The organism is Nocardioides sp. NPDC059952, from assembly GCF_042730435.1.
In the GTDB taxonomy this organism is placed as follows: Bacteria; Actinomycetota; Actinomycetes; order Propionibacteriales; family Nocardioidaceae; genus Nocardioides.
In genome coordinates this window covers 36,676-52,923 of sequence record NZ_JBHWLY010000039.1, presented here as the reverse complement: position 1 = coordinate 52,923, position 16,248 = coordinate 36,676, and the positions used below count along the sequence as shown (strand labels likewise).

Genomic DNA, 16,248 nt, shown 5'->3' with positions numbered 1-16,248 from the left:
GACCAACACGGTCCCCTCTGCGCTCGATGGCACCGTGTTGGTCTCGACACGCCTCCGCCTAGCGGCTCCGGCGGCTCGACCAGCGGGGCGGATCAGGCCTTCAGGTAGCGGCGGAGAGCCTCGAGGTGGTCCTCGGGCTCGAAGCCGGTGGCGGCCAGCTTGTCGAGGGACATCACCGAGTTGAGCGGTCGCGGCGCGACGCCCTCCTTGCCCGCGAAGTAGGCCTCGGTCGAGGTGGCACCCACATCGGCCCGGTCACGCCCCGACAGCGAGAACACCTCGGCGGCGACGTCCCGCCACGAGCACGGCTCCCCCGCGTTCGTGCAGTTGTAGACCCCGTACGCAGCCCCGGACCGCAGCAGGTGAGCGGTGGCCGCGGCGAGCGTGTCGGTGAAGGTGAGCCGGCCGATCTGGTCGTCGACCACGGTGGGCGAGACGCCCTTCTCGGCGAGAGCCGCCATGGTGCGTACGAAATTCTTGCCGTCACCGACGACCCAGGAGGTGCGCAGGATGTAGTGCCGAGCGGCGCCCGCGACGGCGATGTCGCCGGCGGCCTTGGACTGAGCGTAGACGCCGAGGGGCGAGACCGGCTCGTCCTCGGTGTGCTCGGTGGCGGTGCCGTCGAAGACGTACTCGGTGGAGTAGTGCACCAGGGTCAGCCTGTGCTCGGCCGCGACCCGGGCGAGCAGCGCCGGGGCGGTCGCGTTGGCGGCCCAGGCGGTGCGCCGGCCGTCGGCGGTCTCGGCGACGTCGACCGCGGTGTAGGCGGCGGCGTTGAGGACGATCTGGTAGTCGGACCACGGCCAGGCCGCGACCGCCTTCTCGTCGGAGATGTCGAGCTCGTCGAGGTCGACCGCGTCGGCCTCAGGGAAGACCGCGGTCAGCGCCCGGCCGAGCTGGCCGTTGGATCCGATGATCAGCGTCTTCTTCGGCTTCATCGGGGTGATCTCGGCCAAGCGCGGGTTGGCCCGGTCCTTGTCGGAGATCTCGGCAGAGTCCAGCGGGATCGGCCAGGCGATCGCGGCGGTCTCGTCGGCCAGGTTGAGCGCCGGGTAGGCGTACCCGGGGCGCCAGTGGTCGTTGACCAGGTAGGAGTAGACCGTGCCGTCCTCCAGCGCCTGGTAGGAGTTGCCGACCCCACGCGGCACGAAGACCGCGACATCCGGGCCGATCTCGACGGAGAAGGTGATCCCGAAGGAGTCCCCTTCGCGCATGTCGACCCACGCCGCGAAGACCCGCCCGCACGCGACGGACACGAACTTGTCCCACGGCTCGGCGTGGATGCCCCGAGTCGCGCCCCGGGAGGCGTTGAAGGACATGTTGTTCTGCACCGGCCCGAAGTCGGGGAGCCCCAGCCCCACCATCTTCTCCCGCTGCCAGTTCTCCTTGAACCAGCCGCGGGCATCGCCGTGCACGGGCAGGTGGGCTACCAGCAGCCCCGGGATCGGCGTCTCCTCGACGCGCAGCTCAGCCACCGAGATCACTGCCCCTTCGCGGCGTACTTGGCTTCGGTCTCGTGCTTCAGGGGCGACCACCATGCTTCGTTCTCCTGGTACCAGGCGATCGTCGCGGCCAGGCCCTTGTCGAAGTCCTGGTACTTCGGCTCCCAGCCGAGCTCGCTGCGCAGCTTGCCGGACTCGATGGCGTAGCGACGGTCGTGGCCGGCACGGTCGGTGACCCACTCGATGTCGTCCTCGGGCTTGCCGAAGTGGCGCAGGATCGCGCGGACGACGTCGACGTTGGACTTCTCGCCGTCGGCACCGATCAGGTAGGTCTCCCCGATCCGGCCCTTCTCCAGGATCGTCCAGACCGCCGAGGAGTGGTCGTCGGTGTGGATCCAGTCGCGGACGTTGAGCCCATCACCGTAGACGCGCGGCCGGCGCCCCTCGATCACCTCGGTGATCTGGCGCGGGATGAACTTCTCGACGTGCTGCCAGGGGCCGTAGTTGTTGGAGCAGTTGGAGATCGTCGCGCGCACGCCGAAGGAGCGCACCCAGGCCCGGACGAGGTGATCGGAGCCGGCCTTGGTGGCCGAGTAGGGCGAGGACGGCTGGTAGGGGGTGTCCTCGGTGAAGCGCTTGGGGTCGTCCAGGTCGAGGTCGCCGTAGACCTCGTCGGTGGAGACGTGGTGGAAACGTACGTCGTGCTTCCGGACCGCCTCGAGCAGCACGAAGGTGCCGACGATGTTGGTCTGGACGAACGGCGCCGGGTCCGAGAGAGAGTTGTCGTTGTGCGACTCGGCCGCGTAGTGCACCACGGCGTCCGACTCCGCCACCAGCGGCTCGACGACCGCGGCGTCCGCGATGTCGCCGACCACGAGCTTCACCCGGTCCTCCGGGAGCCCCACCAGCGATGCCTCCGAGGAGGCATAGGTCAGCTTGTCGAGCACCGTCACGTACGCATCGGTGTTGGCCACGAGGTGGTGCACGAAGTTGGAGCCGATGAACCCGGCCCCGCCCGTCACAAGAATCCGTCTCACCGGTTCATCGTAGGCAGAATTAATCCCCCGGTGGTCGCCTCGCCCCGGTGGGTTCCCTAGAACGTGGGGTGAACATCCGTAGGATCAACTGACCATGAAGGGGATCATCCTGGCCGGGGGCACCGGCTCACGTCTGCACCCGATCACTCTCGCGATCAGCAAGCAGCTGATGCCGATCTACGACAAGCCGATGATCTACTACCCGCTGACCACGCTGATGCTGGCCGGCATCCGCGACATCCTGGTGATCACGACGCCTCATGAGGCCTCCGGCTTCCACCGGCTCCTCGGCGACGGCAGCCATCTCGGCGTCAACATCAGCTACGCCGAGCAGCCCTCCCCCGACGGCCTCGCCCAGGCGTTCACGATCGGTGCCGACGTCGGCTTTCTCGACGAGTCCGAGGACGGTGTCGGCCTCGTTCTGGGCGACAACATCTTCTACGGCCCCGGCCTCGGCACCCAGCTGGCCCGCTTCAAGACGATCACCGGCGGCGCCGTCTTCGGCTACCGCGTCGCCGACCCGCGCGCCTACGGCGTCGTCGAGTTCGACGAGTCCTTCAAGGCGGTCTCTCTCGAGGAGAAGCCGGAGAAGCCGAAGAGCCCGTACGCCGTCCCCGGCCTCTACTTCTACGACAGCTCGGTGATCGGGCACGCCCGCAACCTCAAGCCGTCCGCGCGCGGCGAGCTGGAGATCACCGACCTCAACCGGATCTACCTCGAGGCCGGCACCCTCTCGGTCGAGGTGCTGCCCCGCGGCACCGCCTGGCTCGACACCGGCACTCTCGAGGACCTCAACGAGGCCGCCAACTTCATCCGCGCCATCGAACACCGCCAGGGCACCAAGATCGGTGCGCCCGAAGAGGTCGCCTGGCGCCAGGGCTGGCTCTCCGACGAGGAGCTCTCCGAGCTCGCCCAGCCGCTGCTGAAGAGCGGCTACGGGAAATACCTGCTCGGGCTGCTGGCCTGAGGCTCGCGGCTCAGGCCTCTGCCGTGATCTTCTGCTCGGCCCGACCGAAGTCGTCCTCGATCCGGACGATGTCGTCCTCGCCGGTGTAGCCACCGCGCTGGACCTCGATGATCGAGAGCGGCTCGTCGGTCTCGTTGCAGATCCGGTGGGCCTGGCCGACGGCGACGTCGACGGACTCGCCCGGACCGGCGATCGTGGTCACGCCGTCGATGATGCAGGTGGCCTTGCCGTAGATGACCACCCAGTGCTCGGAGCGGTGGGTGTGGGTCTGGTAGGAGAGGCGGCTGTTGGGCAGCACCTCGATCCGCTTGACCTTGTAGCCCGGACCGATGTCGATGACGTGCCACGAACCCCAGGGGCGGGTCTCGGAGTCACCAGCCATGATGTTGCCTCATTCCTAGACACTGAGCAGAAGACGCGACCATAACTGTACGTTTCCACGCGCGGTTCATCGAGAGCCGATGTTCACCGGTCCGTTACCCGCAGGTCGCCCACGGGAGCAGATCTCTCCGCGAGAGGGCCTCAGTCGCGGCCGTAGATGTCGCGCGTGTAGACCTTGTCGGCGACGTCGGCGAGCACGTCGGTGCGCCGGTTGGCGATGATCACGTCGGCCCGCTGCTTGAACTCGTCGAGGTCCTTGATGATCTCGGAGTGGAAGAAAGTCGGGTCGTCGAGCTCCGGCTCGAAGATGACCACCTCGACGCCCTTGGCCTTGATCCGCTTCATCACACCCTGGATCGAGGACTCGCGGAAGTTGTCCGAGCCGGACTTCATGATCAGCCGGTAGACGCCGACCACCTTCGGCTCACGCCGCAGGATGTCGGTGGCGACGAAGTCCTTGCGCGTGGTGTTGGCCTCGACGATCGCCGAGATGAGGTTCTGCGGGACGTCTTGGTAGTTGGCCTGCAGCTGCCTGGTGTCCTTCGGCAGGCAGTAGCCGCCGTAGCCGAAGCTCGGGTTGTTGTAGTGCGAGCCGATCCGGGGGTCCAGGCCGACGCCCTCGATGATCTGAGGCGTGTTGAGGCCGTGGGTCGCGGCGTAGGTGTCCAGCTCGTTGAAGTAGGCGACCCGCAGCGCGAGGTAGGTGTTGGCGAACAGCTTGATCGCCTCGGCCTCGGTGGCACCGGTCATCAGCACGGGTACGTCCGGCTCGAGCGAGCCCTCGAGCAGCAGCTCGGCGAAGCCCTTCGCGGCCGGGGAGTCGTCGCCGACGACGATGCGGGAGGGGTGCAGGTTGTCGTGGAGCGCCTTCCCCTCGCGGAGGAACTCGGGGCTGAAGAAGAGCGTCGCCTCGGGGTGCTGCTCACGCTTGGCCGCGATGTAGCCGACCGGGATCGTCGACTTCACCACGATCGCAGCCTCCGGCGCGTAGCTCACCGCGTCGGCGATCACGCTGTCGACGGTGGAGGTGTCGAAGTAGTTCGAGGCCTCGTCGTAGTTCGTCGGGGTGGCGACGATGACGTACGCGGCGTCCGCATAGGCGTCCTCCTTGTCGAGGGTCGCGCGCAGGCCGAGCTCCTTGGTGGCCAGGAAGCTGGTGATCTCGGCGTCCTCGATCGGGGTCCTGGCCGCGTTGACCAGGTCGACCCGCTCCTGGGAGACGTCCAGGACGACGACGTCGTGCTTCTGGGCGAGCAGGACGGCGAGCGACATCCCGACGTAGCCCACGCCGACAACGGTGATCTTCATGTTCGGCACTGTAGGCAGCGATTTGAGGACAGGTCACAGGAACTCTGGCGGCGATGTTCCCGTACGGGAACATCGCGTACAGTGTTCATTGTGCCGTCGCCGTACCTGACCTCGCCGGACGCCTTCGGGTCGGCCGTCCGCTCGGCCCGGCGCCGGGCCGGCCTCACCCAGAGCGACCTGGCCCACCGGGCCGGGGTGGGCCGGCGGTTCGTCGTCGACGTCGAGTCCGGCCATCCGCGCGCCGAGCTCGGCAAGGCGCTCGCACTGCTGGAGGTCCTCGACGTCTACCTGTCGCCGACGCAGCTCTCCCCGATCGCCCCTCCCCTGGAGGACGTCGATCTCGACGCCGTCCTGGCCCACTGCCTGGCCCTCCCCTGATGCGAGAGCTGTACGCCTTCGCCGGCCGCCGCCGGATGGGCACCTTCCGCCAGGTCGGCGACCGGATCGACTTCAGCTACGTCGAGTCCGCCGGCCCGACCCCGATCTCGCTGTCCCTCCCGCGCACCGGTCCGGCCGCCCCGGGGGGCGCCCGCGCCTGGCTGGACAACCTGCTCCCCGCCCGCGACGACGTACGCCGCAGATGGGCGCGCGAGCGAGGCCTGCCGGACACCGAGCCGATGACGCTGCTCGCCTCCTACGGTGACGACCTCCCCGGGGCGGTCTCGCTCTCGGCCGACCCCGACCTGCCCTGGCGCAGGGCGCCGCACGCCGTCGAGGCACCGCTGCCCGAGATCGCGACCCGGCTCGCGGCACTGCGCAACCAGCCCACCTCGTGGCTCGACCAGCGGGCCCGGCCCCGGTTCTCGCTCGGCGGCCACCAGGGGAAGTTCGCGCTGCGGCGGGCCTCGGGGAAGTGGTTCTGGCCGACGTACGAGCATCCGTCGACGCACATCCTGCGGCCGACCACGCCCGAGGAGGCCTCGGCGAGGATCGCGGAGCTGGGGCGGGCACGCTCCGGCGGGATCCCCGCCACCCGCACCGAGCTGGTCACCTTCGGCGCGCAGGCGGCGCTCGTCGCGGAGCGCTGGGACCGGCTCGGCGGCCGGCGCATCCACGCCGAGACGATCCGGCAGGCCCTGGGTGCTCGACCGGGCGAGGACATCGACCCCGGCGGCGTACGCGACCTGCTCCTGCGGCTCGGCCTGGCGGGATCTCCGGTCGACGACGTCGGCAGGATCGCTTTCCTGCTCGCCGGGGACAGGGTCGTCGTGGCGCCACGACGCTGACCCGTCCCGACGCCGCATCTCACCGTGCGAGTGGTGCCGCCGGACAGGGGCCGACGCGTGCGTACACTCGGATTCCTGCCCACGCGGGGATGGGACATTTCGCCGTGCCGTGGAAGCCGCCACTAGCATGGGCGCCTCAACCTGACGGAGAGGTCCTCTGGTTCCGTAATGACTGCAACACACGCCGACTACCGGCTCAGCCAGCTCGACCAGCTGGAAGCCGAGTCGATCCACATCTTCCGCGAGGCCGCGGCAGAGTTCGAGAAGCCTGTCCTGATGTTCTCGGGCGGCAAGGACAGCATCGTGATGCTGCGACTTGCGGAGAAGGCCTTCTTCCCTGCCAAGATCCCATTCCCCGTTCTCCAGATCGACAACGGACTCGACTTCCCCGAGGTCGCCGAGACCCGTGACCGCTGGGTCAGCCGCCTGGGCGTACGCCTGGTCATCGCGAGCATCGATGACGCCATCGCGCGCGGCATCGTCGTCGACGACGGCAAGACCTCGCGCAACCGGCTCCAGACCCCCACCCTGCTGAACGCGATCGAGGAGAACGGCTTCACCGCCGCCTTCGGTGGCGGTCGCCGTGACGAGGAGAAGGCCCGTGCCAAGGAGCGCGTCTACTCCCACCGCGACGAGTTCGGCCAGTGGGACCCCAAGATGCAGCGCCCCGAGCTCTGGTCGCTCTACAACGGCCGCCTGCACGAGGGCGAGCACATGCGGATCTTCCCGATCTCCAACTGGACCGAGCTGGACATCTGGGACTACATCGGCCGCGAGGGCATCGAGATCCCGGAGGTCTACTTCGCCCACCAGCGTCGCGTCTTCGAGCGCGACGGCATGCTGCTGACCGAGACCCCGCTCAACCCGCTGCGCGAGGGCGAGGTCGTCACCGAGCGTACGGTCCGCTACCGCACCTGCGGCGACATGACACTTACCGGTTGCGTTGAAAGCACAGCGTCGACCATCGAGGAGATCATCGAGGAGGTCGCCGCCGCCCGGGTCACCGAGCGTGGCGCGACCCGCGGTGACGACCGGTTCTCCGAGGCTGCCATGGAGGACCGCAAGAAGGAAGGTTACTTCTGATGGCCATGGACCTTCTGCGGTTCGCCACCGCCGGCTCGGTCGACGACGGCAAGTCCACCCTCATCGGGCGGCTGCTGTTCGACTCGAAGTCGATCTTCACCGACCAGCTCGAATCGGTCGAGAAGACCTCCCAGGACAAGGGTCACGGCTACGTCGACCTGTCGCTGCTGACCGACGGGCTGCGCTCCGAGCGCGAGCAGGGCATCACCATCGATGTGGCCTACCGCTACTTCGCGACGCCCAACCGCAAGTTCATCATCGCCGACACGCCGGGCCACGTGCAGTACACGCGCAACATGGTCACCGGTGCCTCCACCGCCGACCTCGGCCTGGTGCTCGTCGACGCTCGTCACGGCCTGACCGAGCAGTCGCGCCGCCACGCGGTGCTGCTCTCGCTGCTGCGCGTGCCCCACCTGGTCCTGTGCATCAACAAGATGGACCTCGTGGACTACTCCCAGGAGGTCTACAACAAGATCTCGGCCGAGTTCACCGCGTTCGCGACCAAGCTCAACATCCCGGACCTCGAGGTCATCCCGATCTCGGCGCTCCAGGGCGACAACGTGGTGACCCGCTCGACCAGCATGGACTGGTACTCCGGCCCGACGCTGATCCACCACCTCGAGCACGTCCACGTCGCCTCCGACCGCGACCTGGTCGACGTGCGCCTTCCGGTGCAGTACGTCATCCGGCCGAAGTCCGACGACCACCACGACTACCGCGGCTACGCGGGCCAGGTCGCCGGTGGCGTGCTCAAGCCGGGCGACGAGGTCATGGTGCTCCCCTCCGGGATGACCAGCCGGATCGCCGGGATCGACCTGTTCGACCAGGAGATCCCCGAGGCGTTCCCGCCGATGTCGGTGACGGTGCGACTCGAGGACGACGTCGACGTGAGCCGCGGCGACATGATCTCGCGGGTCAAGAACGCCCCCGAGCCGAGCCAGGACATCGACGCGATGATCTGCTGGATGACCAACGCTCCGCTGCGTCCGCGGCAGAAGCTGGCCATCAAGCACACCTCCAACTCGGCGCGAGCGCTGGTCAAGGACATCCAGTACCGCTTGGACGTCAACAGCCTCCACCGCGACCTGGAGACCAAGGAGCTCGGGCTCAACGAGATCGGCCGCGTGCAGCTGCGCACCACCAAGCCGCTGCTGTGCGACCCCTACTCGAAGAACCGCACCACCGGCTCCTTCATCCTCATCGACGAGGCGACCGGCGTCACCGTCGGCGCGGGCATGATCAACGACTAGCGTTCAGCCAAGCCCGAGTCGGCGCGTCTGCATCGCAGTCTTTCGAGCGAAGCGAGAAAGCAAGGTGCGGACGCGCCGACTCGGGATTGGCGGACGCCTGATACAAAGGTGCCCCAGTGCCGCAGTTCTCTCCCTCGCCGCGCGAGCTCGATGACATCGAGCTGATCGTCTCCGGCGCCCTCCCGGGCCCGCTGAACGCGCCCGGCTCTCCGCTGACCCTCGCCCTGCCGTCCGCGGTCGCCGCAGCCGCAGCCGAGGACGGCTCGGTCGAGATCGTCGACCCCGAGGGCCTCCCGCTGGCACGCGTCACCTGGCCCGCCGGCGAGGTCACCGGCCTGTCCTCCCCCGCCTACGGTCCGTTCCGGCGGCTCTACCTCACCCCGTCACAGACCCGGAAGGCGTACGCCGGGCGGACGGTCGTCCCGGTCACCGACGCGCTCACCACCGCCGAGATCGCGGAGATCGCGACCCTCGGGCCGGTGCTGCTGCTCGCTCTGGTCGGGCACGGCACCCCGGCGCTCTCGGCCGTCGCGCTGCTGCGCGCGTCCCTGCTGGCCGCCGACGCCCTGCCCGACGCGGCCGTCGTCGCGGTGCCGCTGGCTGCTCACGACGACCCCGAGGCCGACCATGCGCTGGGCGTGGCGGTCGTCGAGGCGTACGCAGGGGGTGACCCGGTCCACGCGCTGGCCACCCCCGCGTCCGACGACTACCCCGACGACATCGCCGCGGTCATCGACTTCGACCAGCCCACGCCCGAGAATCAGGGTCTGGTCATCTTCTTCACCGGCCTGTCCGGCTCCGGCAAGTCCACCCTCGCTCGTGCCCTGATGGACAGGATCCTCGAGCAGGGCGCGCGCACGGTCACCTCGCTCGACGGCGATGTCGTGCGCCGCAACCTGTCGGCCGGGCTGACCTTCTCCAAGGAGGACCGGGAGACCAACATCCGCCGGATCGGCTGGGTGGCCGCCGAGATCTCCCGCCACGGCGGCCTCGCCGTCTGCTCCCCCATCGCGCCGTTCGACTCGACCCGCCAGGACGTACGCGGCTACGTCGACGACGCCGGCGGCGCCTTCTTCCTGGTCCATGTCGCCACGCCGCTCGAGGAGTGCGAGCGACGCGACCGCAAGGGCCTCTACGCCAAGGCCCGTCGTGGCGAGATCCCGGAGTTCACCGGGATCTCCTCGCCCTACGAGGAGCCGGCCGACGCCGACGTACGCGTCGACACCACCGGCCGCTCGATCGAGGACGCCCTCGGGGACGTGCTCACCGGGCTGAAGAAAGCCGGCTACCTCGACCTCGAGAGCGTCCCTGGGCAGTAGTCCCTCCAAGGCGCGTAGCCGCTGCGCAGAACCTCAGCGAAATCGGCCGGCGAGCAACCTGATCGAGCATCAACGAGCGCGACGCCCGACGCTCGCGCCGCGACATCTCCGATCGACCGCCGGATGTTCGGGCGAAATTCTTAGGGAATACGGACCCGCCGCTCGACCGACGTTGACCAGTCACGGCCCCGGCCACCGTCGCCATAATCCCGACCCGTGCCTCCGTAGATGCGGTCCTGGCCGGCGGCTCCGTAGAGCCGGTCGTATCCTGGGCCGCCCTCGAGCCGATTGGCGGCGGCGTTGCCGGTGAGCGCGTCGGCACTGGATGTGCCGACGAGCCCTTCTACGCCACGGAGCGTCTCTGTGCCTGCTCCACCTGTGCTCTGAGCGGTCGTGCGCGCAAGTGAGACCTTGACCGCACGGGTGACAGCGGCGTACGAGACGATGTCGAACCCGCTGCCACCATCGACACGGTCGTTGCCGAGGCCGGGTCGGATCCGGTCGTTCCCGGCGCCACCGAGCAGCACATTTGCGCCCGAACTGCCGACGAGGATGTCGGCATACCTACTGCCGGTCAGGTTCTCAACCTGGGACAATGTGTCGGTGCCGTCGCTCACCTGTACTTTGGAGAGGGTGGCGGTGACGCCGGCCGGCGCTGTCGCATAGGACGCAGTGTCCGTCCCGGAACCGCCGATCAGGCGGTCGTCCTGGCCGCCTCCGGCGAGAGCGTCGTTGCCTCCGCCGCCGTTGATCACGTTCGATGCCGAGTTTCCGCTCAGTATGTCGGCATGGCCACTGCCAGTCAGGTTCTCGACGCTGCGGATCGTGTCGGTTCCTGCGGCTCCGGTCGCCCCGGAAAGGCTCGCCCGTACGGCACCGGTCGCTGTCGCATAGCTCACGGTGTCAGTACCGCCGTCGCCGACGATCATGTCAGCTCCGGCATCTCCGGAGAGGACGTCATTGTCGTTGGCAGCATTCAGGCGACCATTGCCGAGGATTGTGTCGTCACCCGCGCCGCCGGAGATCCTGTCGTTGCCCAGTTCGCCGGCGATCCGATTGTTCCGGGCGTCGCCGGTGAGCACGTCGGCGTACGCCGAGCCGATGATCCCTTCAGCGCTGATGGTGGTGATCCTCTGGTCACCATATGTGCGCGTGCCGTCACCTGCGTTGTAGGTGACGGCCCGATCGGACCTGGAGAAGTCGACCGAGTCCTGGCCACTGCCACCGTCGAACGTGTCGATCACGGGCAGGGTGGCGCTCAGGTCGGGTCGCCACGAGATCTCGAGGCGGTCATCGCCGTCGCCGGCCCTCACCGTCGTCCCGGCGGGACAGGACCACGACCCACCCAAGAGGCTGGTCGCGGTGCTGAACACCACATCGGCACCGCCCCTGGCGTCGACGTCACAGAAGGCGCCGGCGTTCACGTGGTCGCCGTAGGCCGTCAAAACCAACCTTGTGCCGGCAAGGCTGATCCGGTCCTGGACGGTCATCGGAACGATCGCATCGGCCTCCTCACCCTCGACCCAGACCGTCGGGTCCGACCTGCCGCCCTCGACATGAGCCGCCGCGGTGGCCCGTTCGTAGGAGAGGACGAGGCCTTCGCGAGCGTGGAAGCGGTCGTATCCGATGCCGCTGTAGACCACGTCCGCGCCCCCACGTCCGTCGATGTCTGATCCTGCGGGTGATGCCGTCAGGACGTCCTCGTACGAGGTACCGAGGATGTCCTCGACACCGACCAGACGGTCCGCCCCGCCACCACCAGTGTTCTGCACGGCCGTGCTCGACAGCGCGACACTGACGCCCGCGGTCGCGTCCTGGTAGCTAACCTGGTCCTTTCCGGAGCCGAGGTCGACATGGTCGTTGCCGCCACCGTCGCGGCTCCGGTCGTCGCCGGCACCACCGAAGATCTTGTCGTTCCCTGGACCTCCATTGAGTGTGTCCGCTCCGTCGCCACCGCAGACGATGTCGTCACCTTCGCGCCCATCGATCACCTCCGCCTCGGCGGTACCGAGGATCACATCATCACCCTCCGTCGGCGCGTCGCCGGTCGCGAGGTTCACGGTGACAATGGAGCCATCGCACGTCGGGACCGACTGGGCCGCCGCGGGGACGTTCCAGGCGAGAGCGGCGGCAGCGAGAAGCACACTCGCGGCGTACGGAGACCAGCGTCGGATCATGAATGGCTTCTTCGTGTGCGGCGGGCGTAGGTTTCGCAAACATACCCCGGCGGGCACGCCCGTATGCACCTGATCCGGAAACGCTCGGCCAGCGGGGCGACTCGTTAACCCCCGAGCCCCATGATCGCCTCACGAGGAGCCGGCCGACGCCGACGTACGCGTGGACACCACCGGCCGCTCGATCGAGGACGCCTTGGACGACGTCATCGAGGGCCTGCGCTCGGCCGGCTACCTCGACCTGGCCTGAGCCGCGGCGCGGAGGCGAGGGGATGCTGACCGAGTTACCTCGGTGAGCATCTACTGCCCTCGCGGAGTTCCACGAAGGCAGTGAGCGTCGACCGAGTTACCTCGGTGAGCATCCGCACCGTCACCGGTCACGGTAGACCAGCCCGGACAGGCGCCAGGCGAGCATCCGGCGGAAGCGCGGGAGCCTCGCGAGCGTGGACAGCACCAGGTTCCGTACGCTGCGCCGGACCCCCTGCGCGATGCCGAACCGGGTCAGCCGGTCGGAGAGCGCGATGACCTCCTCGGCGACCGGCCGGCGGCGGGAGGCGTAGTCGTCGAGCGCGGCCTCGTCACCGTCGGTGATCGTGGCGACGAGCGCGTCGCCGAGCACGACCGCGTCCTGGAGCCCGGTGTTCATGCCCTGGCCGCCGGCGGGGCTGTGCACGTGGGCCGCGTCGCCCGCGATAACCACCCGGCCCGCGCGGTAGGCGTCGGCGACGCGGTGGTGGACCCGGAACCGCGATCCCCACACGACCTCGGCGACCTTGACCGGGCTCTTCACGCCGCCGCGCCGGTCGAGGAGACCCTGGACGTAGTCGACGTCGGGCTCGGCCGGTGCCTCGGAGACCGGTGCGACGAACCGGAACGAGCCGTCGGGCAGCGGCGCGCAGACCAGGGTGCCCTCGGGCGAGAAGTAGAGGATGACCTCGTCGTGCGGCAGGTCGCCCTCGACGCGTACGTCGGCGAGGCTGAACGACTCGGCGTACTTGCCTCCCGGGAAGCCGATCCCGGCCTTGTCGCGCACGATGGAGTGCATGCCGTCAGCACCGACGAGGTAGCGCGCCCGGATCTCGGTGCCGTCCTCGGTGGTGGCGGTGACGCCTTCGTCGTCCTGGCGGAGGTCGACGAGGGCGAGCGGGCGGCGTACGTGACCGCCGAGCTCGGCGAGGCGCTCGAGGAGGATGCGCTCGGTGACCGCCTGGGACACCATGAGGGCGTAGGGGAAGTCGCTGGGCAGGTCGTCGAAACGGATCGGCACCAGGACCTTGTCGCGATCGCGGATGGTGAAGGTCGGCGCCTCGATCCCCTCCTTGGTGAGGCGCTCGGAGACGCCGAGGTCGGCGAGGACCTCCAGGGTGCGGGCGTGGACGACGGCGGCCCGGGAGGTGTTGTCCCCGGATGCCTGGTTGTCGATGACGGTGACGTCGATGCCGGCCGCGGCCAGCTTGGCCGCCACCGCCAGCCCGGTGGGGCCGGCGCCGGTGACGAGGACATCAGTGGTGATGGTGGACATGATGCTCTCCTTGCGTCGGGTCGTTGGTCAACGAGTGTTGGCCAACCGGTGTTGACCAAGTTAGCGCGCCGTCGCTGTGACGTCAACGGGTGTTGGCCTACAATCGTTGGCATGACCGAGACCCGTCGATCCGGAGCCGAGACCCGCGAGCGCATCCTCGCCGTCGCGCGCGAGCACTTCGCGCGTCAGGGGTACGACCGCACGACCATCCGAGCGATCGCCTCAGAGGCGCAGATCGACCCGTCGATGGTGATGCGCTACTTCGGCAGCAAGGAGGAGCTCTTCACCGCCGCCGCCTCGATCGACCTGGAGCTCCCTGACCTCTCCACGACCCCGGCGGGCGAGGTCGGCCGCGTGGTGACCAACCATTTCGTACGCACCTGGGACTCCGAGGGCACCCTGATGGCCTTGCTCCGCCGGGCCGCCTCGGACCCTCAGGCCGCGGAGCAGATGCGGAGCATCTTCGCCACCCAGGTCGCCGCCGCCGTCGCTCCTCTGTGCCCCGACCCTGCCCAGGCCGCCCGCCGGGCAGCCCTCGTCGCCACCCAGCTCCTCGGCATCGCACTGGGCCGCTACGTACTCCATCTCCCGCCCATCGTCGAGATGACCCCCGACGAGATCGTCGACTGGGTCGCCCCGACGATCGACCGCTACCTCACCGCCGAGTCGGCGCAACTGTCCCAGAAATAGCCGCCGAGTCGGCTCGAACTGACCGAAAACCGTGCCGAGTCGGCTCGTCATGACGAGCCGACTCGGCGTCGATCTGCGTCAGAACGAGCCGACTCGGCGGATCAGCTATCGCTTCAGCCCGAGGAGCGCCCAGGCGTCGTCGGCACTCATCGGCTGGCGCTGGGCGACCGCGGCCGCTTCGAAGGCTCGCTCGACGAGCTGGCGGTTGGCGTCGACCGGGACACCCTTGGCGAGGGTGAGTACGTCCTCCATCCCGACCCGCAGGTGGCCGCCCATGGCCAGCGAGGTGAGCATGACCGGGAGGGTCGAGCGGCCGATACCGGTCGCCGACCACGAGGTGACCTCGGCCGGGAGCGCGGCGACACCGGCGACCAGTGCGGCCGAGGTGCCGGGCATGCCGCCGGGCACGCCCATGACGAAGTCGACGTGGACCTTGCCGCCGGCGGGCAGCCCGTACTTCCCCAGCAGCCGCTGCAGCGCGGCGACGTGGCCCAGGTCGAAGAGCTCGAACTCCGGCACCACGCCGCGCTCCTGGGTGAGCTGGTAGAGCTCGGCGATGAACGGCCACGGGTTGGAGAAGACGTCGTCGCCGAAGTTGGTCGTGCCCATCGTCAGCGAGCACGAGTCCGGCCCGGCGTCGAGCACCTTCAGCCGCTTGTCCAGCGGGTCATGGACCGAGCCTCCGGTGGAGAGCTGCACGATCAGCTCGGTCTTCTCGTGGAGCGCATCGACCGTCTCGGTGAGCCGGCCGAGGTCGAGCGTCGGCGCATGGTCGTCGTCGCGGATGTGGACGTGGATCATCCGCGCGCCGGCCTCCTCGCACTCAACCGCCGTCGCGACGAGCTCCTCGAGCGTCGTCGGCAGCTGCGGGCAGTCTTCCTTCGCGGTTTCCGCCCCGGTCGGCGCCACGGTCACAAGCAGTCCAGACATGAGGACAACCTATCGTCATATCCCGCTTGGACCGCAAGATTTCCTTCGCTCTGAAGCTAGAGGCCGCCTGCGTACGCCGGTTGTTGCGGCGACTCGCTGGTTCGAATCGGCCGGCGCCAGGGGCGCGACCACTCGCTCGAGGCGGCGACAAGCCCGAGGCAGCACGCGACATACAGGACCATTCCCGCGAAGAAGGTCGGCGCCATCGGGATGCCGGAGTCGCCCAGCATCAGCACCACGGGAACGGCGATGGAGCCCGCCACACCCACCAGGGTGACCAGCCCGATGACCGGCGCTCGACGGCAACGCCCGACAACGAGCCCGGCGACGACGCAGGGCACGAACACCATGCCCAGACTGAAGTAGAGCAGCAGTCCCGGCACGGGCGCGAGCCGCCACCAGCGCGTACGCCCTGATCGCCGAGCACCTCGGACGGCCCCGAGCCCGATGAACTCGAGCAGTACGAGGCCCACGATCATGCCGGTTCCCTGCAGCGTGAACGAGGGATCGTCGCTGAAGAACCGCATGAAGAGCCGAGCCGCGACCGCCCAGCCGAACCCGAACCCGACGAAGAGGAGGACGGAGCGGCCGAGCTCACCGCGCCTGGACACCAGGAGTCCTACCACCGTGCCCGCCGAGATCACGGACGAAGTCCCTGACCCGGCTCACCAGGACGAAGACGCTGTCGGTGTGCTGACGCGGGGGCTTCGGGAGCCACTCCACGGGCAGGTCCGGGTTCTCCGCGTAGAGAGCCGCCTGCCGGGCGATCTGCTCGGCGAACCTCGCCTGTCGTCGAGCCTGCCTGGCGAGCCGGAGTCCGTGCCGAGCCTGCTGGGCGGCGATCTCGCGAGCACGGTGCTCCGCCGCCATCTCGATAGCCATCTTGGGGCTGTTCATGAAGGACATAGGACCCCTCCTT

General features: G+C 68.8%; 16 protein-coding genes. 7 read left to right on the top strand and 9 right to left on the bottom strand.

The annotated features are described in order from the left end of the window. Window positions 1-92: 92 nt before the first annotated feature. Together ACFV9G_RS18190 and rfbB are read right to left on the bottom strand one after the other, a co-directional pair. Window positions 93-1,475, bottom strand: coding sequence for a sugar nucleotide-binding protein (locus ACFV9G_RS18190; RefSeq protein WP_378728903.1), 1,383 nt, complete (start codon window positions 1,473-1,475; stop codon window positions 93-95). A 5-nt stretch (window positions 1,476-1,480) separates the two neighbouring features. After that, a complete protein-coding gene (gene rfbB / locus ACFV9G_RS18185; RefSeq protein ID WP_378728901.1) occupies window positions 1,481-2,479 on the bottom strand; it encodes a dTDP-glucose 4,6-dehydratase in 999 nt (332 codons plus the stop codon). A gap of 94 nt (window positions 2,480-2,573) precedes the next feature. Here rfbB and rfbA point away from each other — a divergent pair, with 94 nt between their 5' ends. Next, window positions 2,574-3,446 (top strand): glucose-1-phosphate thymidylyltransferase RfbA, encoded by an 873-nt coding sequence (gene rfbA / locus ACFV9G_RS18180; protein ID WP_378728900.1) that lies wholly within the window; start codon window positions 2,574-2,576, stop codon window positions 3,444-3,446. Window positions 3,447-3,456: 10 nt separating this feature from the next. On the opposite strand, the gene ACFV9G_RS18175 is transcribed toward rfbA, so the two are convergent. After that, window positions 3,457-3,828: a phosphomannose isomerase type II C-terminal cupin domain gene (locus ACFV9G_RS18175; RefSeq protein ID WP_378728899.1), complete on the bottom strand. Its 372-nt coding sequence runs from the start codon at window positions 3,826-3,828 to the stop codon at window positions 3,457-3,459. A 140-nt stretch (window positions 3,829-3,968) separates the two neighbouring features. Then, window positions 3,969-5,135, bottom strand: coding sequence for a nucleotide sugar dehydrogenase (locus ACFV9G_RS18170; RefSeq protein WP_378728898.1), 1,167 nt, complete (start codon window positions 5,133-5,135; stop codon window positions 3,969-3,971). A gap of 90 nt (window positions 5,136-5,225) precedes the next feature. On the opposite strand from ACFV9G_RS18170, the gene ACFV9G_RS18165 reads away from it, so the two are divergent. The 5 genes from ACFV9G_RS18165 to cysC all read left to right on the top strand — a co-directional run bounded on the left by ACFV9G_RS18165 (window position 5,226) and on the right by cysC (window position 10,013). Beyond that, a complete protein-coding gene (locus ACFV9G_RS18165) occupies window positions 5,226-5,513 on the top strand; it encodes a helix-turn-helix transcriptional regulator (protein WP_378728897.1) in 288 nt (95 codons plus the stop codon). Then, entirely contained in the window at window positions 5,513-6,361 is an 849-nt protein-coding gene (locus tag ACFV9G_RS18160; protein ID WP_378728896.1) for a HipA N-terminal domain-containing protein, read from the top strand. Before ACFV9G_RS18165 ends, ACFV9G_RS18160 begins: the two co-directional genes overlap by 1 nt. Before the next feature lie 168 nt (window positions 6,362-6,529). Beyond that, window positions 6,530-7,444 (top strand): sulfate adenylyltransferase subunit CysD, encoded by a 915-nt coding sequence (cysD, locus tag ACFV9G_RS18155; RefSeq protein WP_378728894.1) that lies wholly within the window; start codon window positions 6,530-6,532, stop codon window positions 7,442-7,444. Further along, the gene (locus ACFV9G_RS18150; protein WP_378728892.1) at window positions 7,444-8,694 is read left to right on the top strand and encodes a sulfate adenylyltransferase subunit 1; all 1,251 of its coding nucleotides are present in this window, start codon (window positions 7,444-7,446) and stop codon (window positions 8,692-8,694) included. Before cysD ends, ACFV9G_RS18150 begins: the two co-directional genes overlap by 1 nt. Before the next feature lie 116 nt (window positions 8,695-8,810). After that, complete coding sequence (gene cysC / locus ACFV9G_RS18145; RefSeq protein WP_378728891.1) at window positions 8,811-10,013, top strand: adenylyl-sulfate kinase; 1,203 nt, start codon at window positions 8,811-8,813, stop codon at window positions 10,011-10,013. Between the two features lie 140 nt (window positions 10,014-10,153). Here the strand turns inward: cysC and ACFV9G_RS18140 are convergent, their stop codons facing one another. Together ACFV9G_RS18140 and ACFV9G_RS18135 are read right to left on the bottom strand one after the other, a co-directional pair. Next, a complete protein-coding gene (locus ACFV9G_RS18140; protein WP_378728890.1) occupies window positions 10,154-12,190 on the bottom strand; it encodes a calcium-binding protein in 2,037 nt (678 codons plus the stop codon). Between the two features lie 367 nt (window positions 12,191-12,557). Continuing rightward, window positions 12,558-13,709 carry an FAD-dependent oxidoreductase gene (locus tag ACFV9G_RS18135; protein WP_378728889.1) on the bottom strand — a complete coding sequence of 384 codons (1,152 nt, stop codon included), beginning with the start codon at window positions 13,707-13,709 and terminating at the stop codon, window positions 12,558-12,560. Window positions 13,710-13,820: 111 nt separating this feature from the next. On the opposite strand from ACFV9G_RS18135, the gene ACFV9G_RS18130 reads away from it, so the two are divergent. After that, window positions 13,821-14,399, top strand: a complete 579-nt coding sequence (locus ACFV9G_RS18130; RefSeq protein ID WP_378728887.1) for a TetR family transcriptional regulator — start codon at window positions 13,821-13,823, stop codon at window positions 14,397-14,399. A 105-nt stretch (window positions 14,400-14,504) separates the two neighbouring features. Here the strand turns inward: ACFV9G_RS18130 and ACFV9G_RS18125 are convergent, their stop codons facing one another. The 3 genes from ACFV9G_RS18125 to ACFV9G_RS18115 are packed head-to-tail and all read right to left on the bottom strand — an operon-like array spanning window position 14,505 to window position 16,235. Beyond that, window positions 14,505-15,329: a 3-keto-5-aminohexanoate cleavage protein gene (locus ACFV9G_RS18125; protein ID WP_378728886.1), complete on the bottom strand. Its 825-nt coding sequence runs from the start codon at window positions 15,327-15,329 to the stop codon at window positions 14,505-14,507. Between the two features lie 56 nt (window positions 15,330-15,385). Further along, window positions 15,386-15,940, bottom strand: coding sequence for a hypothetical protein (locus ACFV9G_RS18120; RefSeq protein ID WP_378728885.1), 555 nt, complete (start codon window positions 15,938-15,940; stop codon window positions 15,386-15,388). Beyond that, on the bottom strand, window positions 15,924-16,235 hold the full coding sequence (locus ACFV9G_RS18115) for a hypothetical protein (RefSeq protein WP_378728884.1): 312 nt from the start codon (window positions 16,233-16,235) through the stop codon (window positions 15,924-15,926). Before ACFV9G_RS18115 ends, ACFV9G_RS18120 begins: the two co-directional genes overlap by 17 nt. Between the last annotated feature and the right edge of the window lie 13 nt (window positions 16,236-16,248).